Here is a 20,576-nt window from a genome sequence, read left to right as displayed (position 1 = left end):
GAAGTAAAATGAAAGGCAATATGAATAACATGATGAAACAAATGCAAAAAATGCAGAAGCAAATGATGAAAGCGCAGGAAGAGTTGAAAGAAAAATCAGTTGAAGGAACAGCTGGTGGCGGAATGGTAACCGTAACAGCAAATGGCCATAAAGAAATCATCGATATCGTCATTAAAGAAGAAGCAGTCGACCCAGATGATATCGAAATGCTACAAGACCTTGTACTTGCAGCTACAAACGACGCATTGAAGAATGTAGATGAGCTTGTAAACAAGGACATGGGACAATTCACTAAAGGCATGAACTTGCCAGGTATGTTTTAAGCGCAACCCCATATTGGAATAAGGATAAGCCTGAACGAAAGCTTATCTTGCATGAAGAAACAGATCGCGTACGAGTGACGCCAGATCTGTTTCTTCTATAGGAGGAATTACGTTGCATTATCCTGAACCGATCTCGAAATTGATCGACAGCTTCATGAAGCTGCCAGGAATCGGTCCGAAAACCGCAGTCCGCCTGGCATTCTTCGTGTTAGAAATGAAAGAAGATGACGTATTTGAATTCGGTAAAGCTTTGGTCAATGCAAAAAGGGATCTCACTTACTGTTCGAATTGTCACCACATCACCGATCGCGATCCTTGCATGATCTGCGATGATTCCAGCCGAGACCGATCGATGATCTGTGTGGTCCATGATTCGAAAGACGTCATCGCTATGGAAAAAATGAAAGAATACAGAGGACTCTATCATGTACTCCACGGAGCAATATCGCCGGTGGAAGGGATAGGTCCCGAAGATATCAAGGTGGCGGAGCTTATCAAACGTCTTCAAGATGATACGGTTCAAGAGCTGATCATGGCGACAGATCCTAACATTGAAGGTGAAGCGACCGCGATGTATATCAGTCGTCTCGTGAAGCCGACTGGCATCAAGATTACTCGTATTGCACACGGTCTACCAGTTGGAGGGGATCTGGAATATGCGGACGAGGTCACATTATCTCGTGCTCTAGAAGGGCGTCGAGAAATATAGCTCCACGGAGGCGAGTGAAGTCGTGTTTTTTCGTCGTACAGGTCGGCTTCGTAAGGAAGCAAATGAACGATTGCTGAAAGCCATAGAATCGGTCCGATCCGAATGGCTCACTAAAAAGGAACTCATTGAAAACAGTGTAGAGCCCTCTGAACAGGTCCTTTATGAAGTTAAGCTTGCCAAAGCCAAATACTTCTTCCTGTTGAAAGAGGCGAAGGTTCGTAAGATCAGAATGAGAAGTTTCTAGACTTCTCGTTCTTTTTTTATGTCTTTGTACATACGTATAGTGGTGAGACAAACTGTTAGGGGGATATTGCTATGGATCCATTCTGGGTATTTGCGATCGTCTGCGGATTGATCGTACTCCTCTTAGTGATCGGCGCGCCACTAAAACCACTTCGCTGGGTCGGACAAGCAGCGGTTAAACTTGTAATAGGAGCTCTACTATTGTTTTTCCTCAACGCATTTGGTACCGCAATCAATCTCCATATACCGATCAACCTTGCCACAGCATCCGTATCCGGCTTCCTCGGCATACCCGGATTACTCGCCCTGGTCGCCATCCAAAAGTTCATCCTATAATAAGACTGAAAGAGCTCAATCAAAAGCTCTTTTTTTCTTTGTAAAAAAGTCTTGCGTCATTAAAATCCACATGGTATAGTATTCTCTGTTGCGCTTTTGAGGCGAGCAACGAAAGCCGAATACTTCATCACAAATTGCTGAAAAAAGTCTTTGACAGATTAGGCAAACGATGATATTATATTAAAAGTCGCAACAAGACATCACAACAAAACATTCTTCGAAAAAAGTCAGCAACAAACGACTTTCAGACGAAGCAAAACAGCTCTTTGAAAACTGAACAAAAGCCAAGCGTGAAACGGGTCTTTTTATAAGAACCCTGAATCAATTTCGATTTACATTTAATGAGCAATCAAACACTTTATTGGAGAGTTTGATCCTGGCTCAGGACGAACGCTGGCGGCGTGCCTAATACATGCAAGTCGAGCGGATCAATGGGGAGCTTGCTCCCCTGAGATCAGCGGCGGACGGGTGAGTAACACGTGGGCAACCTGCCTGTAAGACTGGGATAACTCCGGGAAACCGGGGCTAATACCGGATAATACTGACCACCACATGGTGGAAAGTTGAAAGATGGCTTCTAGCTATCACTTACAGATGGGCCCGCGGCGCATTAGCTAGTTGGTGAGGTAAGGGCTCACCAAGGCGACGATGCGTAGCCGACCTGAGAGGGTGATCGGCCACACTGGGACTGAGACACGGCCCAGACTCCTACGGGAGGCAGCAGTAGGGAATCTTCGGCAATGGGCGAAAGCCTGACCGAGCAACGCCGCGTGAGCGATGAAGGCCTTCGGGTCGTAAAGCTCTGTTGTTAGGGAAGAACAAGTACCGTTCGAATAGGGCGGTACCTTGACGGTACCTAACCAGAAAGCCACGGCTAACTACGTGCCAGCAGCCGCGGTAATACGTAGGTGGCAAGCGTTGTCCGGAATTATTGGGCGTAAAGCGCGCGCAGGCGGTCTCTTAAGTCTGATGTGAAAGCCCACGGCTCAACCGTGGAGGGCCATTGGAAACTGGGGGACTTGAGTACTGGAGAGGAGAGTGGAATTCCATGTGTAGCGGTGAAATGCGTAGATATATGGAGGAACACCAGTGGCGAAGGCGGCTCTCTGGCCAGTAACTGACGCTGAGGCGCGAAAGCGTGGGGAGCAAACAGGATTAGATACCCTGGTAGTCCACGCCGTAAACGATGAGTGCTAGGTGTTGGGGGGTTCCACCCTCAGTGCTGACGTTAACACATTAAGCACTCCGCCTGGGGAGTACGGCCGCAAGGCTGAAACTCAAAGGAATTGACGGGGGCCCGCACAAGCAGTGGAGCATGTGGTTTAATTCGAAGCAACGCGAAGAACCTTACCAGGTCTTGACATCCTTCGCTACTTCTAGAGATAGAAGGTTCCCCTTCGGGGGACGAAGTGACAGGTGGTGCATGGTTGTCGTCAGCTCGTGTCGTGAGATGTTGGGTTAAGTCCCGCAACGAGCGCAACCCTTGATCTTAGTTGCCAGCATTCAGTTGGGCACTCTAAGGTGACTGCCGGTGACAAACCGGAGGAAGGTGGGGATGACGTCAAATCATCATGCCCCTTATGACCTGGGCTACACACGTGCTACAATGGATGGTACAAAGGGCAGCAAAACCGCGAGGTTGAGCGAATCCCATAAAGCCATTCTCAGTTCGGATTGCAGGCTGCAACTCGCCTGCATGAAGCCGGAATTGCTAGTAATCGCGGATCAGCATGCCGCGGTGAATACGTTCCCGGGCCTTGTACACACCGCCCGTCACACCACGAGAGTTTGTAACACCCGAAGTCGGTGAGGTAACCTTTTGGAACCAGCCGCCGAAGGTGGGACAGATGATTGGGGTGAAGTCGTAACAAGGTAGCCGTATCGGAAGGTGCGGCTGGATCACCTCCTTTCTAAGGAGTCCTTTTAGGACATAAGCCCTTCGGGGCAACACGCTTTGGCTTTTGTTTAGTTTTGAAAGAGCTTATGTTCTTTCAAAAACGTTCCTTGAAAACTAGATAACGAAAATTCTTGAAAACAAGACATCGAAACGTCATTTAATGACAAAGTAAGTAAAGTGTAAGTTCATTCATAACGTGGTTAAGTTATGAAGGGCGCACGGTGGATGCCTTGGCACTAGGAGCCGACGAAGGACGGGACGAACACCGATATGCTTCGGGGAGCTGTAAGTAAGCTTTGATCCGGAGATTTCCGAATGGGGGAACCCACTGTCCGTAATGGGACAGTATCCATACCTGAATACATAGGGTATGAGAAGGCAGACCTGGGGAACTGAAACATCTTAGTACCCAGAGGAAGAGAAAGCAATCGCGATTTCCTGAGTAGCGGCGAGCGAAACGGAATCAGCCCAAACCAAGAGGCTTGCCTCTTGGGGTTGTAGGACACTCTATACGGAGTAAGAAAGGAACGGCGTAGGCGAAGCGGTCTGGAAAGGCCCGCTAGAAGAGGTAACAGCCCTGTAGCCAAAACGTCGTTCCCTCCAGAGTGGATCCTGAGTACGGCGGGACACGTGAAACCCCGTCGGAATCTGGGAGGACCATCTCCCAAGGCTAAATACTCCCTAGTGACCGATAGTGAACCAGTACCGTGAGGGAAAGGTGAAAAGCACCCCGGAAGGGGAGTGAAAGAGATCCTGAAACCGTGTGCCTACAAGTAGTCGGAGCCCATTAACGGGTGACGGCGTGCCTTTTGTAGAATGAACCGGCGAGTTACGATAACGTGCAAGGTTAAGTTGAGAAGACGGAGCCGCAGCGAAAGCGAGTCTGAATAGGGCGAAGGAGTACGTTGTCGTAGACCCGAAACCGAGTGATCTACCCATGTCCAGGGTGAAGTTCAGGTAACACTGAATGGAGGCCCGAACCCACGCACGTTGAAAAGTGCGGGGATGAGGTGTGGGTAGGGGTGAAATGCCAATCGAACTCGGAGATAGCTGGTTCTCCCCGAAATAGCTTTAGGGCTAGCCTCGTGGTGAGAGTTCTGGAGGTAGAGCACTGATTGGACTAGGGGTCCCCACAGGATTACCGAATTCAGTCAAACTCCGAATGCCAGGAACTTGTCCACGGGAGTCAGACTGCGAGTGATAAGATCCGTAGTCGAGAGGGAAACAGCCCAGACCATCAGCTAAGGTCCCCAAGTATACGTTAAGTGGAAAAGGATGTGGAGTTGCCCAGACAACCAGGATGTTGGCTTAGAAGCAGCCACCATTTAAAGAGTGCGTAATAGCTCACTGGTCGAGTGACTCTGCGCCGAAAATGTACCGGGGCTAAACGTATCACCGAAGCTATGGATTGTACCTTTGGTACAGTGGTAGGGGAGCGTTCGAAGGGCTGAGAAGCGAGACCGGAAGGACTCGTGGAGCGCTTTGAAGTGAGAATGCCGGTATGAGTAGCGAAAAGAGAAGTGAGAATCTTCTCCATCGAAAGCCCAAGGTTTCCTGAGGAAGGCTCGTCCGCTCAGGGTTAGTCGGGACCTAAGCCGAGGCCGAAAGGCGTAGGCGATGGACAACAGGTTGATATTCCTGTACCACCTCCTTTCCGTTTGAGCAACGGGGGGACGCAGGAAGGTAGGGAGAGCGCGCTGATGGATATGCGCGTCCAAGCAGTCAAGGCCGGTGGATAGGCAAATCCGTCCACCATACGGCAGAGCTGTGATGGCGAGGGAACTAAAGTACCGAAGTCCCTGATCCTACACTGCCAAGAAAAGCCTCTAGCGAGGAAAGAGGTGCCCGTACCGTAAACCGACACAGGTAGGCGAGGAGAGAATCCTAAGATGCTCGGGAGAACTCTCGTTAAGGAACTCGGCAAAATGACCCCGTAACTTCGGGAGAAGGGGTGCTCTGATAGGGTGTATGCCCGAGAGAGCCGCAGTGAAAAGATCCAAGCGACTGTTTAGCAAAAACACAGGTCTCTGCGAAGCCGTAAGGCGAAGTATAGGGGCTGACACCTGCCCGGTGCTGGAAGGTTAAGAGGAGGGGTTATCCCTTACGGGAGAAGCTCTGAATCGAAGCCCCAGTAAACGGCGGCCGTAACTATAACGGTCCTAAGGTAGCGAAATTCCTTGTCGGGTAAGTTCCGACCCGCACGAAAGGTGCAACGACTTGGATACTGTCTCAACGAGAGACCCGGTGAAATTATAGTACCTGTGAAGATGCAGGTTACCCGCGACAGGACGGAAAGACCCCATGGAGCTTTACTGTAGCCTGATATTGGATTTTGGTATCGTTTGTACAGGATAGGTAGGAGCCTTAGAAGCCGGACCGCTAGGTTCGGTGGAGGCGTCGGTGGGATACTACCCTGACGGTATTGAAATTCTAACCCAGGACCGTGATCCGGTTCGGAGACAGTGTCAGGTGGGCAGTTTGACTGGGGCGGTCGCCTCCTAAAGTGTAACGGAGGCGCCCAAAGGTTCCCTCAGAATGGTTGGAAATCATTCGCAGAGTGTAAAGGCACAAGGGAGCTTGACTGCGAGACCTACAAGTCGAGCAGGGACGAAAGTCGGGCTTAGTGATCCGGTGGTTCCGCATGGAAGGGCCATCGCTCAACGGATAAAAGCTACCCTGGGGATAACAGGCTTATCTCCCCCAAGAGTCCACATCGACGGGGAGGTTTGGCACCTCGATGTCGGCTCATCGCATCCTGGGGCTGAAGTAGGTCCCAAGGGTTGGGCTGTTCGCCCATTAAAGCGGTACGCGAGCTGGGTTCAGAACGTCGTGAGACAGTTCGGTCCCTATCCGTCGCGGGCGCAGGAAATTTGAGAGGAGCTGTCCTTAGTACGAGAGGACCGGGATGGACACACCGCTGGTGTACCAGTTGTTCCGCCAGGAGCATCGCTGGGTAGCTACGTGTGGACGGGATAAGTGCTGAAAGCATCTAAGCATGAAGCCCCCCTCAAGATGAGATTTCCCATCGCGTCAAGCGAGTAAGATCCCTCAGAGATGATGAGGTTGATAGGTCTGGTGTGGAAGCGTGGTGACACGTGAAGCTGACAGATACTAATCGATCGAGGACTTAACCACAATACTTAAACATCGAAGATGTTTTCAAGAACCGTTATCTAGTTTTGAAGGAATGGTTCCTTCAACTTCATAGTCTGGTGACGATGGCGAAGAGGTCACACCCGTTCCCATGCCGAACACGGAAGTTAAGCTCTTCAGCGTCAATGGTAATTGGGGGCTTCCCCCTGTGAGAGTAGAACGTCGCCGGGCAACAACAGAGCAGCCTTATAAGGCTGTTCTTTTTTGTGTTTCAAAAGAAGGACCGTAAGGTCCAAAGGCTACGAAGTTGAGGGTTGAGAGGAACAAGGAGGTCGAGGAAACAAGGGAGCCACGACCGGAGCGTATGATATACGCGAGGACGGAGGAGAGTGCAGTTGACGAAGAGATCCGCCGTTCATCGCAAGCCGAAGGCTGAACACGGAAGTTAAGCTCGCGCGTCAATGGTAATTGGGGGCTTCCCCCTGTGAGAGTAGAACGTCGCCGGGCAACAACGAAAGGACAGCTGCGAAGCTGTTCTTTTTTGTGTTTTTCAAAAGAAGCTCAGAGGTCTAAACATCGAAGTGAGACTATGAGATCCATCGTTTATTGCATGAAAAAGGGAGTAACATTTTACTAAAGAGGTGATTTTTACTCCTCTGCACAAAAAACAGTTCCAAAGAGTAATAAATCGCTTTTAAATCACTTCTTTTTGGTTAAAAACCAGATTTTTATTAAAATCGCGGGCAAATGGTATCTGGAAAGACTTATAAAAAAGCAATGAAGTGACTTCTATGAAAGGCAGTGAATTTCGAAGAAATCAACTTTCAATATTCCATCTTTACTTTCAGGGAGACATACACAATTCCAAATGACCCATCATACATTTACGTTAGCAGATGATTTTTCTAAAAATTGAATCGGTTCGGTATATTTATAATTGTTTCTGGCAACAATGGTGATGGAGGTGGGAGAAATGGAAACGACAAAGCGATCCACGGATACATGTATGGTTTGTGAAGAGCAATCCAATAAAGGGATCTATATTTTCCAACACTTTTTATGCACCGAATGTGAACAGAGAATGGTTGTAACGGATACGGACGATGAAGAATATCAATATTTTATAGAGAAATTAAGGAAGATCAATCGAGTTTCTTGTTAAAGCAGGTGAACATACACCTGTTTTTTTGTTTGCCCAATTCATCCAATCCTCGTATCTACAAGTCATTTAGATTGTTTTTTGATAGAATGAGGGGAGGATATTTCACAGAATCGGACTGATGGTATTGAAAAAGCTACATACACCGTTAATGGATAGGCTGATAGAACATTATGATCGGCAGGTGTTTTCTTTTCATGTGCCAGGACATAAATACGGTGAACTTTGGTCAGATGACAGATTCAAAAAAGATCTTTTGCAACTGGATGCAACCGAATTGTCAGGGCTTGATGATTTACATGATCCTTCTGGGGTCATAAAGGAAGCGCAGGATCAGACCGCTCGATTTTACCAGGCAGACCGTAGTTATTTTCTTGTAAACGGTACGACAGTCGGAAATCTTGCGATGATTTTGGCGACGTGTCGAAAAGGTTCAACCGTGCTCGTTCAAAGGAATTGCCACAAATCAATCATGAATGGAATACGTCTAGCCGAAGCAATACCTGTTTTCCTTACTCCCGAAGTGGATGTAACGACCGGAGTCGCTACAGGGATTACGATAGAAAGCGTCGAGGAAGCTTTCAAGCTTTATGATGCCATTGATGCTGTCATCCTGACGAATCCGAACTATTACGGGATGACACAGGATTTAACAGGAATCATTGCATTCTCACACGAACAGGGATGTCCTGTCCTGGTAGATGAAGCACATGGGGCTCATTTCGGAATTGGCTCCCCTTTCCCATCTTCTTCATTATCGATGGGGGCTGATGTGGTCGTTCAATCTGCCCACAAAACATTACCTGCAATGACGATGGCGTCATTTTTACATATCAAATCCAGCCTTGTCGATCCCCTTGAGCTAGAAGACAAGCTCGAGGTTTTACAGTCAAGTAGTCCGTCCTATGTATTGATGGCGTCGCTCGATTATGCACGTGCGTATCTAGAAAGCCTGGAACCTGATGATATTAAGCAGATCATTGTCAGTATCCAAGAGTTGAAAGAACGACTCAAGACCGTTCCGCAAATTGAAGTCGTACAGGGGTCTCACGGTTGTGATTACCATGATCCGCTCAAATTGGTGGTGCAGTCGAGAACGAAATTGTCAGGCTATGAATTACAAAAGGTACTTGAGCAAGTCGGAATATATACAGAACTGGCGGACCCGTTCAATGTGTTGTTCGTGTTGCCATTAAGCCGGTTAAAACAGAAGGATCACCTCATTAACCTGATCAAGGCGACCCTGTCATCCTATGAAGTCGTGAACGATCGAAAGCCGATGCATGTTAACTACAAGTTACCTGCCATCGCTGAAATCGATCTGAGTAGAAGCAATCAGCAAGAGCAGACGAAAGTGCCACTTGCCGAAACCGTTGGAAAGGTCAGTGCGGAAACTATCATCCCGTATCCACCGGGAATCCCGATCCTTTTAAAAGGGGAACGTATTACAAAGGACCATCTTGCCTATTGTTCTTTCCTGATTGAGCAGAAGGCAAGGTTTCAAGGCAATCAACCTGATCAAGGAATTATGATATATCGATAATATAAACATCAAGAGTTCGGAGGTAGCTTTACATGAGTCAACCGTTATTCATCACATTTGAAGGACCTGAGGGAGCTGGAAAAACGACGATCATCAAACGGGTCGAAGAAGCATTCAAAAGTCGGGGAATCCCGTTCATCTGTACAAGAGAACCAGGTGGGATCGAGATTGCAGAACAGATTCGTTCGGTGATCCTGAATCCGGAAAATACGAAAATGGACGGGCGAACAGAAGCACTTCTTTACGCTGCAGCAAGGCGTCAGCATCTGGTGGAGAGAGTCCTACCGGCATTACAGGAAGGGAAAGTCGTACTATGTGACCGGTTCATCGACAGCAGCCTCGCCTATCAAGGATATGCTCGTGAACTGGGCATAGATGAAGTGTATACAATCAACCGTTTCGCTACAGAGGACCATATGCCGGATTTGACGATCTATTTCGATCTTTCACCGGAAGTAGGTTTGGGTCGAATCGACGATAATGCCAAACGGGAAAAGAACAGACTCGATCTTGAAAAGCTCGATTTTCATGAAAAAGTGCAAGAAGGCTATCAAATCGTAAATGATCGGTTTTCTGAAAGAATCGTCAAAGTGAATGCGGAACAATCCATAGAGGATGTCTATGAAGACGTCATCAGCATAATCAACCAAAAACTTGCAAAGATAAAATAGAATGAAAAATGTGCACCTGTTATAATAGAGATAATAAGGTATGAAAGGAGCTCTCGCTTATGAAGCTTGTGGTTGCGGTGGTTCAAGATAAAGATAGCAATCGTTTGTCGGATGCCCTTGTGAAGAGCAATTTCCGTGCAACGAAATTAGCGAGTACGGGTGGATTCCTGAAGTCCGGGAATACGACGTTCATGATTGGTACAGAAGATCAGCACGTCCAACGTGTACTAGACATTATCAAAGAGAATTGCCAAAGCAGAGATCAGCTCGTAGCACCTGTTTCACCAATGGGCGGGAATGCGGACTCTTATGTTCCATATCCTGTGGAAGTCGAAGTTGGTGGCGCGACTGTATTCGTCCTTCCGATTGAACAGTTTATGCAATTTTAGGAGGCATCGATGATGAAAATCGGTCAAGACCTTCGGACGACTGTCGAACAAAGGCTGCAGGAAGGGGTAAAACCACCTGTCAGACAAGGGAAGTTCGATTCAGTGGTCCAAGCACAACAGCAGAAGCTACAAAATGAGCATCTGTCTACGCTTTTGAATAAAATCGATCAACAAGGACAACGTTTGCTGAAATCACAAACATTAAGCGACCTTAGAGAGTACAAACGCCTTGTAAAACGATTCATGAAAGAAACGGTAGAGTTCGGCATGAATCTGAAGAAATCAAGAAGTTGGAGCGGGCATGGGCATCTGGAAACGATGCATCTCGTGGAACGGATTGATGAAGAGTTGATTACCTTGACGGAAGAGCTTATGAACCGGGAAGTCAAGAGTATTGATATATTAGGCAGGATTGGTGAGATTAAAGGATTACTCGTCAATTTGTATACGTAGAAAAGAGTCGATTGTTATGAGTTGGAACACACTACAGGACAAACAACCGTATGTTGTGAAGTTATTGACCAACAGCATAAAGAAAGACCGTTTGGCCCATGCTTACTTATTCAAAGGAAACAAGGGGACTGGAAAGAAGCAAGTAGCTCTCCAACTGACAAAAGCCTATTTCTGTCGTGTAAGAGAATCAAGTGAGCCATGTGGCGAATGTCCGGATTGCAAACGGATCGATTCAGGCAATCATCCAGATGTGCATTTGGTGGAGCCGGATGGACAGTCAATCAAGATTGAACAGGTAAGAAAGTTGCAGAAGGAATTCTCCTATCTCGGGCTGGAGTCCAAATCCAAAGCGTACATCATAGAACATGCGGAGAGGATGACAACCCAGGCTGCGAACAGCCTGTTGAAATTTTTAGAAGAGCCGGGACAGAAGACGGTCGCCGTCCTATTGACGGAGAATCCGCAACAGCTTCTGGACACGATCCGGTCGAGGTGCCAAATTTTAACGTTCGCCCCACAATCTCAACGGGAACTGATTCAAGCGCTTACAAGCGAAGGTAATCCTGAACAATTGGCAAAAACCGCAGCAGCGTTAACCAATGATCAGAAAGAAGCGCAATCGTTACTAGAGGATGAGTGGTTTGTACAAGCCCGAAAGAACGTGTTAAAATTAGGAGAAGAGCTTCATGAAAGACCACACCGAGTCCTTCTCGCTCTGAATGAATATTGGCACCCACATTTCAAAGATAAACAACAAGTCGAGATCGGTTTGGATTTGTTGTTGATTTGGTATAAAGACGTCTTTCTCACTCAATTAGAAGAAGAACAATCCATCGTATTCAACGATGCTACAAATATATTATCCGTCCAAGCGCTACATAGCTCCCAGAGCAGAGTACGCCATCAAATGATGCAGATACTCGAAGCGAAAAGACGTCTGAACGCAAATATGAATCTTCAATTGTTAATGGAGCAATTGGTGCTTAGATTGCAGGAGGGATAACCCTAGTGTATGAAGTAATTGGTGTCCGCTTCAAGAAAGCGGGAAAAATATATTATTTTGATCCTGGTGATCTAGATATAGATAACAACACATTCGTCATTGTCGAAACAGCAAGAGGGATTGAATATGGCAAGACGGTCCTTGCAAAGAAACAAGTCGATGAGAACGATGTCGTCCTTCCTTTGAAGAAGGTCGTACGGATCGCGAACAAAAAGGACCAAATTTCCGTCCAAGAAAATAAAGAAGCAGCGAAAGAAGCATTCGACGTCTGTGTAAAGAAGATTGATGAACATGACCTCGATATGAAACTCGTCGATGTCGAGTATACGTTTGATCGTAACAAAGTCATCTTCTACTTTACAGCTGATGGCCGTGTCGATTTCCGTGAACTCGTGAAAGACCTGGCATCCATCTTCCGTACACGGATTGAACTTCGTCAAATCGGTGTACGTGACGAAGCTAAAATGCTTGGAGGAATCGGGCCTTGTGGTCGTTTGCTATGCTGTTCCACATTCCTTGGAGATTTCGAGCCCGTCTCCATTAAGATGGCGAAAGACCAAAATCTTTCATTGAATCCAGCGAAAATTTCTGGTTTATGCGGTCGACTGATGTGTTGTCTGAAATATGAAAACGATGATTATGAAACCGCTAAAAAGGAGCTTCCAGACATAGGAGAAGAGATTCACACAGCACATGGAAACGGAAAAGTCGTTGGTCTGAACATTCTTGAACGTCTCGTGCAGGTTGACCTCTATGAACGTGAACGTGTGATTGAATACACCCTTGATGAGCTTATTAAGGAAGGCTCCGTTTCACAAGCGACAGAGTAACGGGGTGAAGCCGTGGACAAGAAAGAAATCTTCTCAAGAGTAAGTGAAATGGAAGAGCAGATCGGAAGTTTATACAAGCAATTGGGAGATTTAAAAAACCAGTTGGCTGCTCTTCTGGAGGAAAATCACCATCTAGAAGTGGAAAACCGTAATTTGAGGAGCCGTTTGGAGCGGGAGAAACAACCGGCTCAAGGCAATCGTTCCTCAAAACAGGAAGATGCACAGAAAAATGCTCCAGACATCGGTGAAGGATTCGATACATTGGCTCGATTGTATCAAGAGGGCTTTCATATATGCAATCTGCATTATGGAAGTATCCGTACCGAAGGAGATTGTTTGTTCTGCCTATCTTTTTTGAACAAAAAGTAGCTTTCCACTAGGACTTAGACCTTATCAAATGCTCAGTTTGATAAGGTTTTTTCGTTAGGACATGATAAATTTACATATTCAATGTGAAAGGATACAGCATGATGTCAGTAGAAATATTTGAAGGAGAGCGTGTCGATTACATCATACCTGATCAGTTGAAAATCATTCAAAGCCCTTCTGTATTCACATTTTCCCTAGATGCAGTCTTATTAGCGAATTTCGTCTATGTACCGATTCAGAAAGGAAAACTATTGGATTTGTGTACAGGTACAGGAGCCATCCCTCTTCTTTTGTCGAGAAGGACGAAAGGAACCATTACAGGGGTCGAAATACAAAATAAACTCGTCAGCATGGCTGAACGAAGTGTTGCGCTCAATGAGCTGGAAGATCAGATTTCCATTCAGCATAAGGATATTCTCCAATTAGAAAATGAACTGAATGAAGACTATGATGTTGTGACATGCAACCCACCTTATTTTGAATCGAAAAATCCGAAGGACCATCATCAAAATGAACATTATGCAATCGCGAGGCATGAACTCTATTGTTCATTGGATGATGTCGTCAGAATCGCTGCCAAAAGTGTACGAAACGGTGGAAAGGCAGCCTTTGTCCATCGTCCGGAACGATTGATGGATTTGCTATCTCTTATGAGAAAATATAGATTAGAACCTAAGCGTCTGCAGTTCGTCTATCCGAAACAGGGTAAAGAGGCGAACATGATTCTAGTTGAAGGTTCTAAAGGCGGAAAGCCCGATTTGAAGCTTCTCCCTCCAATCATCGTATATAACGAATCCAATGAATATACAGAGGAGGTTCTCCGTGCATATGGGCGATGACGGGCATTGTGTATATATTCTAGAATGTAAAGATGGAAGTTTGTATACAGGCTATACAAATGATTTGGATCGTCGTATCATTGCTCATCAACAAGGCAAAGGAGCGAAGTACACTCGTGGACGGACGCCGGTGAAGCTTGTATACATGGAAGAGCATGTTACGAAATCCGATGCGTTGAGAGCAGAATACCGAATCAAACAGTTGAAAAGGATTGAGAAAGAACGTCTGATTGATATGAAGGAGTCAATGAATCATGTGGAGTCAAAAGAGTTATCAGACTGAAACGGATCAAGGAAGATTATTCATCATCCCAACACCGATCGGGAACCTGGAAGACATGACATTCCGGGCGATTCAATATTTGAAGGATGCGGACTTGATTGCATGTGAGGATACAAGACAAACGAAAAAACTATGCAATCATTTCGACATTTCGACACCTCTTGTCAGCTATCATGAACATAACAAGATGAAGAGCGGTGAAAAGCTGATTGAACAACTGAAGGATGGACATACGATTGCACTTGTAAGTGATGCGGGTATGCCAGGTGTTTCCGATCCTGGTCATGATTTGATCAAGGAATGTGTAGAAGCGCAAATTACAGTCATACCTTTACCTGGTGCCAATGCGGCCTTGCCCGCACTCGTGGCTTCAGGACTTTCGACAGACCATTTCTATTTCTATGGATTTCTACCACGAGACAAAAAATCACGTAAAACAGAAATAGAATTCCTATCCAAACTTAGAGACAGTCTCATTCTTTATGAGTCTCCCCATCGTTTGAAAGATACGTTGAAAGAGTTGTCGGATGCTTTTGGTGTGGAGAGGAAAGCCTCTATGAATCGAGAGCTCACGAAAAAATTTGAAGAAATCATTCGTGGGAACCTTGGGGACTTGTTGACCTGGAGCGATGAAGAGCAGGTAAGGGGAGAATTCTGCATCATCATTGAAGGAACCGGTGTGATTGATGATCCGGATGATAAATGGTGGATTACCTTGTCGGTCATTGAACACGTTGAGCATTACATGAAGGAAGATGACATGTCGAATAAAGCAGCGATCAAGCAAGTCGCACTCGACCGTGACTTGCCGAAACGCGAAGTCTACCAAATCTATCATGTCGAATCGTAATTAACATAGTTGGTTGATTTCTTCGAAATTCACGGCTCACCGCACGCCCCGCGGAAAGCGAGCATCCTGGAGCGGAAATCAACGACTCTTAAGAGTAACAAAGCGAAAATAGCCATCAAAAAAGAGACTGACAGTTGTCAGCCTCTTTTTTTAAATCACTTATTTTGATTTAGAAACGTAGTCGTTTAGCTCTTTAAGGATTTGTTCTGCACCTTCACGGCTAAGGATGATCTTTCCGTCACCGATTGAAAGGTTATCATCGGAAACCTCTCCTGTTACTTGGCAAGTCATGTTAGGCTTGTATTTCTTAAGTACGATGCGATCGTCATCTACATAGATTTCAAGAGCATCTTTTTCTGCAATTCCAAGAGTACGACGAAGCTCGATCGGAATGACCACACGACCTAGTTCATCAACTTTACGTACGATACCTGTAGATTTCATAATGTAAAATCTCCTCTCTTTAATCCTATTTTTATTTTGACTTCATTCTATGTTTATCGCCATTATTCGACAAAAACTATTATGTCCTAATAATACCAGCGATTCCCAAACTCGTCAATCATTTTCTCCTGAGAAAGTTTTTGCAATTTTTGTAAACACCCTTTCGTTGTTGAGTTGACGCAATTCCAAATTACTGAACTGATAAACCCTTCCATTTCTATCAGGAATATACAGGTAAATTCTACTAACTATTTTAGGGTTATTCATAATCTAAAAGTATTATAACCCCTCATCGATTCGTCAAATTTCGACAAAATAATGTCGAAAGATGAAAGAGTTCATATATAGTTTCGAAGGTACCAGGTATATTTTTGACCAAGTACAGTAATCCTGTAGGTATTTACATATATTGTTTTTCGTACTTGCGTGTCATTTTATGTCTAGGGAAAGAAAAAGTCTTTAATTAATGGTAGAATGAAACGGGAAAAATACTTTAAGAAGTTGTATTATCGACTAACTTACCCCTAATCAATTCTCATGAAACAATTTTTGGAAATTAGAGGAGGTAGCAAGAATGCCAGGGGAAAACAAAACATTTTACATCTCAACACCGATATATTACCCAAGTGGGAAGCTTCATATCGGACATGCTTACACAACCGTAGCTGGAGATGCTATGGCAAGGTATAAAAGACTCCGTGGTTATGATGTCATGTACCTGACTGGTACAGACGAACACGGAAAGAAGATTCAAGAGAAAGCGGAAGAGAGTGGTAAAACTCCTATCCGATATGTCGATGAAATCGTAGAAAGTATCCAAGAGCTTTGGGATAAGTTAGACATCTCCTATGATGATTTCATCCGAACGACGCAAGACCGCCATAAAAATGTTGTCGAAAAGATTTTCCAACAGCTTATGGAGCAAGGTGATATATACTTAGATGAGTATGAGGGTTGGTATTGTACCCCTTGTGAATCGTTCTTTACGGATCTTCAATTAGAGGATGGGAAATGCCCCGATTGTGGTAGACCTGTTCAACGGGTGAAAGAGGAATCTTACTTCTTTAAAATGAGCAAATACGCTGATCGACTTCTACAATACTATGAAGAGAATCCACACTTCATTCTTCCTGAAACCCGAAAGAATGAAATGGTCAACAACTTCATCAAACCTGGCTTGGAAGATCTCGCTGTATCTCGAACTTCTTTCGATTGGGGAGTTAAAGTACCAGGAAATCCGAAGCACGTCATTTATGTATGGATTGATGCGTTATCCAATTATATCACCGCGCTCGGATATGGTTCGGAAGATGATAGCAAATACAAAAAATATTGGCCGGCAGATGTCCATCTAGTCGGAAAAGAGATTACGCGTTTCCATACAATCTATTGGCCGATCATCCTTATGGCACTCGACTTGCCATTGCCTAAGCAAGTATTTGCTCATGGGTGGCTATTGATGAAAGACGGAAAAATGTCGAAATCAAAGGGGAATGTCGTCGATCCTGTCACATTGATCGATCGTTATGGCCTGGATGCGCTTCGATATTACCTATTACGTGAAGTTCCATTTGGATCAGATGGTGTCTTTACACCGGAAAGCTTCGTTGATCGTGTAAACCATGACCTGGCGAATGATCTAGGTAATTTATTGAACCGGACAGTAGCCATGATCAGCAAATACTTTGACGGAGAAATTCCTGCGCATGAAGGAATGATCACCTCCTATGATGATTCACTTGAAGAATTAGTGAATGCGACGCTTGAAAAAGTAGAAAATGCGATGGACCATATGGAATTTTCAGTAGCATTATCATCCATCTGGCAACTGGTCAGTCGCACGAATAAATATATTGATGAAACGCAACCATGGATTCTAGCGAAAAACGAAGATCAACGTGATCAGTTGGCTTCCGTCATGTCCCATCTGGCTGAATCGTTACGCTACGTTTCTGTCATGATTCAACCATTCATGACGAAGGCTCCTTATAAGATTTGGGAACAGCTAGGTATTCAAGACGATGCACATCTTACAAGCTGGGAGAGTTTGAAAGAGTTCGGTCAAATCCCTGGAGGAACGAAGGTTCAAAAAGGACAACCGATTTTCCCACGCCTAGAGAATGAAGATGAAATCACCTATATCAAAACTTCTATGCGAGGTTCTGAACCGAAAGAAGAAGAAACTTCTTCTGATCAATCGAATCAACAAAAAGAGGAAGCACCGAACAATGAAATTAGTTTTGATGAGTTTTCAAAGGTTGAATTGAAAGTAGCTGAAATCGTAGAGGCAGATAAAGTGAAAAAGGCCGATAAACTCTTGAAGCTTCAACTGGACCTTGGTGATGAGAAGCGTCAAGTCGTTTCTGGTATTGCGCAATATTACCAACCGGAAGAACTTGTGGGTATGAAGGTCATTTGTGTGACGAACCTGAAACCGGTCAAATTACGTGGAGAACGTTCTGAAGGAATGATTCTAGCTGGAAGTCAGGACGGAAAGCTGAAGCTCGCAACAATCGATCAATCGTTACCGAACGGCTCCATTGTAAAATAACGCCATATGAATCAGGGATCGACCCGATAAAAGGGTCGATCTTTTTTTTGGTAATTCATAGAAATTAGACTCTTTAATCGCTATCCACGAGACTGGTGCTACCATGGAAGTAATGTCTAGCACAGGAGTGTATATGATGGGAAATCCATGTTCATTTAGATTAAATCGCTTTTCTTCTATATAATAATGACTTTTCTTTGTAATGGATTTGTAATCGGAATGACAAGCAATTGACTTAGCAATTCCTATATTAAATGTGATAAACTAGGAAAGTGATTTTGAAACTAGGAGTTACGGATTATAAATATCATGATTTAGTAGGTGTTTTTGACTATGTTATTTGATACTCACGCTCATTTGAATGCCGATCAATTTGAAGACGATCGTGATGAAGTCATCCAGAGAGCGCTTGACGAAGGTGTCTCCCATATCGTTGTCGTCGGCTTTGACCGAAAAACGATTCATGGTGCACTGGAGCTTGCGGAAACATATGATTTCATTTATGCAGCGGTCGGCTGGCATCCAGTTGATGCAATCGACATGACGGAAGAAGATCTGAAGTGGCTAGAAGAACTATCTGAACATCCGAAAGTCGTAGCGCTTGGAGAGATGGGGCTCGATTATCATTGGGACAAATCTCCGAAAGAGGTTCAGAAGGAAGTCTTCCGAAAACAGATCAACCTCGCTAAAAAGGTCAAGCTTCCCATTGTCATTCATAATCGTGAAGCGACTGAAGACGTAGTATCGATTTTGGAAGAAGAAAATGCAGGAGAAGTCGGTGGTATAATGCACTGCTACAGTGGTAGCTTGGAAATCGCCCAACGGTGCATGGATATGAATTTCTACATATCTTTCGGTGGACCTGTCACATTCAAAAATGCAAAACGCCCAAAAGAAGTAGCTGCTGAAATTCCGATGGATCGATTGCTGATTGAAACGGATTGTCCGTTTTTAAGCCCGCATCCATTAAGGGGAAAACGTAACGAATCTTCTTATGTAAAATATATCGCAGAACAAATCGCCGATTTGAAAGGCATATCAGTAGAAGAACTCGCCCAAAAAACTTCCGACAACGCATTTCGTTTATTCGGCATCAATCGCTGATGATAAATGTCGAAGGAAGAAGAGAAAGAAGAGATAACGCGAGATTCTACAAAGTTCTCTAAAATAGAACACAAATCATGTCGAGCAATTTTCCTTTATTTTTCAAAAAATCCCTTGCATAATGGGGACCAAAAGTGAAAGGGAGGTCTTGTTTGACGGAGGTACAGCAGGTGTTGTAAATAACAGAATTCGAAAAGGAGGGGTCGGAACATGATCCACCTAAAAACTGTCATGACCAGAATGTTATCGGGAAAGTGGCTTCTGGTATCCATTGCAGGCCTACTCGTATTGGGAGCAGCCGTAAGCGTCGGAGCTTATGAGATGACGAAAAACTCGGTCACACTCTCAATTAACGGGAAGGAAAAGCAGGTGCAAACTCATGCCGAAACCGTTGAGGGGATTTTACAAGAAAATGGGATTGTTGTCGGTTCACACGACAAAGTAAGTCCTGGATTAGATACAAAAGTCGAAAATCAGATGAAGATCTCTTGGGTCCAGTCCCATCAAGTGACACTAAATGTCGGAGGGAAGGAACAAAAGATCTGGACCACGGCTGATACAGTGAAAGAGATGTTAGAACAAGAGGAAATCAAGGTTGAAGAGCACGATCAATTAAGTCCAGCTCTCGATGCTGACATCATAGATGGATTAACTGTCAATCTTGAAAAAGCATTTCAAGTCAAGTTGAATGACGGTGGAAAAGAAAAACAAGTTTGGACCACTTCGATTACGGTCGCTGACCTTTTAAAACAAAATAAGATCCAGCTTTCAGAAATGGATCGCGTAGAACCTGGTAAAGACGCCCTCGTCGAAAAGGGATCTCAGGTCAAAGTCATTCGGGTAGAAAAGGTCACCGATGTAGTGGAAGAAACAGTGGATTACGCAGTCGTTAAGCGTAAAGATAGCAGCCTTGAAAAAGGTAAGGAAAAAGTCGTTTCCAATGGTCAAGAAGGAAAAGTGAAAAAGCATTATGAGGTTGTCATGGAGAATGGAAAAGAAGTCTCCAGAGAACTGGTCAAAACGGAAAAAGTATCTGACAGTAAAGATAAAATTGTAGCAGTCGGTACGAAGGTAAGAACTCAAACGGTTTCACGTAGCAAATCATCAAATTCGTCCGAACCAGCCGGTCGTGAATTTTATGTTACAAGTACTGCATATACAGCAAATTGCAGTGGTTGTTCTGGAATTACGGCTACAGGTTACAATTTGAAAGCAAATCCGAATGCGAAAGTCATTGCTGTTGACCCAAGTGTCATTCCATTAGGAAGCAGAGTCTGGGTTGAAGGATATGGATATGCTACTGCTCTGGATACTGGTGGCGCAATCCGTGGTAATAAAATCGATGTATTCTTCAGCAGTAAATCTACAGCAAGAAGTTGGGGTAGGAAGACTGTTCGTATCAAAGTACTAAATTAACGTGAGGATGTTTGGCAGAACATCATACACATTTCATCTTTTAGCGCAGGGATTACCGTCCCTGTGCTTTT

The 20,576-nt window shown here is 44.8% G+C and carries 19 protein-coding genes and 3 rRNA genes; 21 read left to right on the top strand and 1 reads right to left on the bottom strand.

Features of this window, described 5'->3' with window-relative positions:
- Positions 1–8 precede the first annotated feature (8 nt).
- The 18 genes from ACXQIQ_RS12915 to rsmI all read left to right on the top strand — a co-directional run bounded on the left by ACXQIQ_RS12915 (position 9) and on the right by rsmI (position 14,990).
- The gene (locus tag ACXQIQ_RS12915) at positions 9–323 is read left to right on the top strand and encodes a YbaB/EbfC family nucleoid-associated protein (RefSeq protein WP_226552758.1); all 315 of its coding nucleotides are present in this window, start codon (positions 9–11) and stop codon (positions 321–323) included.
- Positions 324–435: 112 nt separating this feature from the next.
- Complete coding sequence (recR, locus tag ACXQIQ_RS12910) at positions 436–1,032, top strand: recombination mediator RecR (RefSeq protein WP_439302509.1); 597 nt, start codon at positions 436–438, stop codon at positions 1,030–1,032.
- A gap of 22 nt (positions 1,033–1,054) precedes the next feature.
- A complete protein-coding gene (locus ACXQIQ_RS12905) occupies positions 1,055–1,276 on the top strand; it encodes a YaaL family protein (RefSeq protein WP_226552756.1) in 222 nt (73 codons plus the stop codon).
- Positions 1,277–1,347: 71 nt separating this feature from the next.
- On the top strand, positions 1,348–1,611 hold the full coding sequence (locus tag ACXQIQ_RS12900) for a pro-sigmaK processing inhibitor BofA family protein (protein WP_226552755.1): 264 nt from the start codon (positions 1,348–1,350) through the stop codon (positions 1,609–1,611).
- Positions 1,612–1,969: 358 nt separating this feature from the next.
- Positions 1,970–3,521 (top strand): 16S ribosomal RNA (locus tag ACXQIQ_RS12895).
- A 185-nt stretch (positions 3,522–3,706) separates the two neighbouring features.
- Positions 3,707–6,643 (top strand): 23S ribosomal RNA (locus ACXQIQ_RS12890).
- Between the two features lie 73 nt (positions 6,644–6,716).
- Positions 6,717–6,832 (top strand): 5S ribosomal RNA (rrf, locus tag ACXQIQ_RS12885).
- Together the 16S, 23S and 5S rRNA genes form the textbook arrangement of a ribosomal RNA operon.
- A gap of 742 nt (positions 6,833–7,574) precedes the next feature.
- Positions 7,575–7,763 carry a sigma factor G inhibitor Gin gene (locus ACXQIQ_RS12880; RefSeq protein WP_439302451.1) on the top strand — a complete coding sequence of 63 codons (189 nt, stop codon included), beginning with the start codon at positions 7,575–7,577 and terminating at the stop codon, positions 7,761–7,763.
- Between the two features lie 124 nt (positions 7,764–7,887).
- Positions 7,888–9,303, top strand: a complete 1,416-nt coding sequence (locus tag ACXQIQ_RS12875; protein ID WP_439302450.1) for an aminotransferase class I/II-fold pyridoxal phosphate-dependent enzyme — start codon at positions 7,888–7,890, stop codon at positions 9,301–9,303.
- A 32-nt stretch (positions 9,304–9,335) separates the two neighbouring features.
- The gene (gene tmk, locus ACXQIQ_RS12870; RefSeq protein WP_439302449.1) at positions 9,336–9,974 is read left to right on the top strand and encodes a dTMP kinase; all 639 of its coding nucleotides are present in this window, start codon (positions 9,336–9,338) and stop codon (positions 9,972–9,974) included.
- Between the two features lie 59 nt (positions 9,975–10,033).
- The gene (locus tag ACXQIQ_RS12865; RefSeq protein ID WP_439302448.1) at positions 10,034–10,363 is read left to right on the top strand and encodes a cyclic-di-AMP receptor; all 330 of its coding nucleotides are present in this window, start codon (positions 10,034–10,036) and stop codon (positions 10,361–10,363) included.
- Positions 10,364–10,372: 9 nt separating this feature from the next.
- Positions 10,373–10,816 carry a YaaR family protein gene (locus tag ACXQIQ_RS12860; RefSeq protein ID WP_439302447.1) on the top strand — a complete coding sequence of 148 codons (444 nt, stop codon included), beginning with the start codon at positions 10,373–10,375 and terminating at the stop codon, positions 10,814–10,816.
- Between the two features lie 16 nt (positions 10,817–10,832).
- Positions 10,833–11,819, top strand: a complete 987-nt coding sequence (gene holB / locus ACXQIQ_RS12855) for a DNA polymerase III subunit delta' (RefSeq protein ID WP_439302446.1) — start codon at positions 10,833–10,835, stop codon at positions 11,817–11,819.
- A gap of 5 nt (positions 11,820–11,824) precedes the next feature.
- Complete coding sequence (locus ACXQIQ_RS12850) at positions 11,825–12,649, top strand: PSP1 domain-containing protein (protein ID WP_439302445.1); 825 nt, start codon at positions 11,825–11,827, stop codon at positions 12,647–12,649.
- 12 nt (positions 12,650–12,661) lie between these two features.
- Positions 12,662–13,018 carry a DNA replication initiation control protein YabA gene (gene yabA / locus ACXQIQ_RS12845; RefSeq protein ID WP_439302444.1) on the top strand — a complete coding sequence of 119 codons (357 nt, stop codon included), beginning with the start codon at positions 12,662–12,664 and terminating at the stop codon, positions 13,016–13,018.
- 101 nt (positions 13,019–13,119) lie between these two features.
- A complete protein-coding gene (locus ACXQIQ_RS12840) occupies positions 13,120–13,857 on the top strand; it encodes a tRNA1(Val) (adenine(37)-N6)-methyltransferase (protein WP_439302443.1) in 738 nt (245 codons plus the stop codon).
- A complete protein-coding gene (locus ACXQIQ_RS12835; RefSeq protein ID WP_439302455.1) occupies positions 13,847–14,140 on the top strand; it encodes a GIY-YIG nuclease family protein in 294 nt (97 codons plus the stop codon). Before ACXQIQ_RS12840 ends, ACXQIQ_RS12835 begins: the two co-directional genes overlap by 11 nt.
- Positions 14,112–14,990, top strand: coding sequence for a 16S rRNA (cytidine(1402)-2'-O)-methyltransferase (rsmI, locus tag ACXQIQ_RS12830; protein WP_439302442.1), 879 nt, complete (start codon positions 14,112–14,114; stop codon positions 14,988–14,990). The genes ACXQIQ_RS12835 and rsmI overlap by 29 nt, the downstream gene beginning before the upstream one ends.
- A gap of 159 nt (positions 14,991–15,149) precedes the next feature.
- Here rsmI and ACXQIQ_RS12825 read toward each other — a convergent pair whose 3' ends face one another.
- Positions 15,150–15,434: an AbrB/MazE/SpoVT family DNA-binding domain-containing protein gene (locus tag ACXQIQ_RS12825; protein ID WP_439302441.1), complete on the bottom strand. Its 285-nt coding sequence runs from the start codon at positions 15,432–15,434 to the stop codon at positions 15,150–15,152.
- Between the two features lie 574 nt (positions 15,435–16,008).
- Here ACXQIQ_RS12825 and metG point away from each other — a divergent pair.
- The 3 genes from metG to ACXQIQ_RS12810 all read left to right on the top strand — a co-directional run bounded on the left by metG (position 16,009) and on the right by ACXQIQ_RS12810 (position 20,505).
- Positions 16,009–17,985: a methionine--tRNA ligase gene (metG, locus tag ACXQIQ_RS12820; RefSeq protein ID WP_439302440.1), complete on the top strand. Its 1,977-nt coding sequence runs from the start codon at positions 16,009–16,011 to the stop codon at positions 17,983–17,985.
- Between the two features lie 333 nt (positions 17,986–18,318).
- On the top strand, positions 18,319–19,089 hold the full coding sequence (locus ACXQIQ_RS12815; RefSeq protein ID WP_439302439.1) for a TatD family hydrolase: 771 nt from the start codon (positions 18,319–18,321) through the stop codon (positions 19,087–19,089).
- 210 nt (positions 19,090–19,299) lie between these two features.
- Positions 19,300–20,505, top strand: a complete 1,206-nt coding sequence (locus ACXQIQ_RS12810) for a ubiquitin-like domain-containing protein (protein WP_439302438.1) — start codon at positions 19,300–19,302, stop codon at positions 20,503–20,505.
- The last annotated feature ends 71 nt before the right edge of the window (positions 20,506–20,576 follow it).

Source organism: Pseudalkalibacillus sp. Hm43 (assembly GCF_054170705.1).
The sequence above is the reverse complement of the archived record's forward strand: the minus strand, read 5'-3'. Positions and strand labels throughout refer to the sequence as shown.

Bases quoted from the DNA above. Each gene is read 5' to 3' on its own strand.
- ACXQIQ_RS12840 (WP_439302443.1), top strand. From the start codon at position 13,120: ATGTCAGTAGAAATATTTGAAGGAGAGCGTGTCGATTACATCATACCT.
- ACXQIQ_RS12880 (WP_439302451.1), top strand. From the start codon at position 7,575: ATGGAAACGACAAAGCGATCCACGGATACATGTATGGTTTGTGAAGAG.
- metG (WP_439302440.1), top strand. From the start codon at position 16,009: ATGCCAGGGGAAAACAAAACATTTTACATCTCAACACCGATATATTAC.
- ACXQIQ_RS12865 (WP_439302448.1), top strand. From the start codon at position 10,034: ATGAAGCTTGTGGTTGCGGTGGTTCAAGATAAAGATAGCAATCGTTTG.
- tmk (WP_439302449.1), top strand. From the start codon at position 9,336: ATGAGTCAACCGTTATTCATCACATTTGAAGGACCTGAGGGAGCTGGA.
- ACXQIQ_RS12860 (WP_439302447.1), top strand. From the start codon at position 10,373: ATGATGAAAATCGGTCAAGACCTTCGGACGACTGTCGAACAAAGGCTG.
- ACXQIQ_RS12835 (WP_439302455.1), top strand. From the start codon at position 13,847: ATGGGCGATGACGGGCATTGTGTATATATTCTAGAATGTAAAGATGGA.
- ACXQIQ_RS12825 (WP_439302441.1), bottom strand. From the start codon at position 15,434: ATGAAATCTACAGGTATCGTACGTAAAGTTGATGAACTAGGTCGTGTG.
- rsmI (WP_439302442.1), top strand. From the start codon at position 14,112: ATGTGGAGTCAAAAGAGTTATCAGACTGAAACGGATCAAGGAAGATTA.
- holB (WP_439302446.1), top strand. From the start codon at position 10,833: ATGAGTTGGAACACACTACAGGACAAACAACCGTATGTTGTGAAGTTA.
- ACXQIQ_RS12815 (WP_439302439.1), top strand. From the start codon at position 18,319: ATGTTATTTGATACTCACGCTCATTTGAATGCCGATCAATTTGAAGAC.
- ACXQIQ_RS12810 (WP_439302438.1), top strand. From the start codon at position 19,300: ATGATCCACCTAAAAACTGTCATGACCAGAATGTTATCGGGAAAGTGG.
- ACXQIQ_RS12915 (WP_226552758.1), top strand. From the start codon at position 9: ATGAAAGGCAATATGAATAACATGATGAAACAAATGCAAAAAATGCAG.
- ACXQIQ_RS12900 (WP_226552755.1), top strand. From the start codon at position 1,348: ATGGATCCATTCTGGGTATTTGCGATCGTCTGCGGATTGATCGTACTC.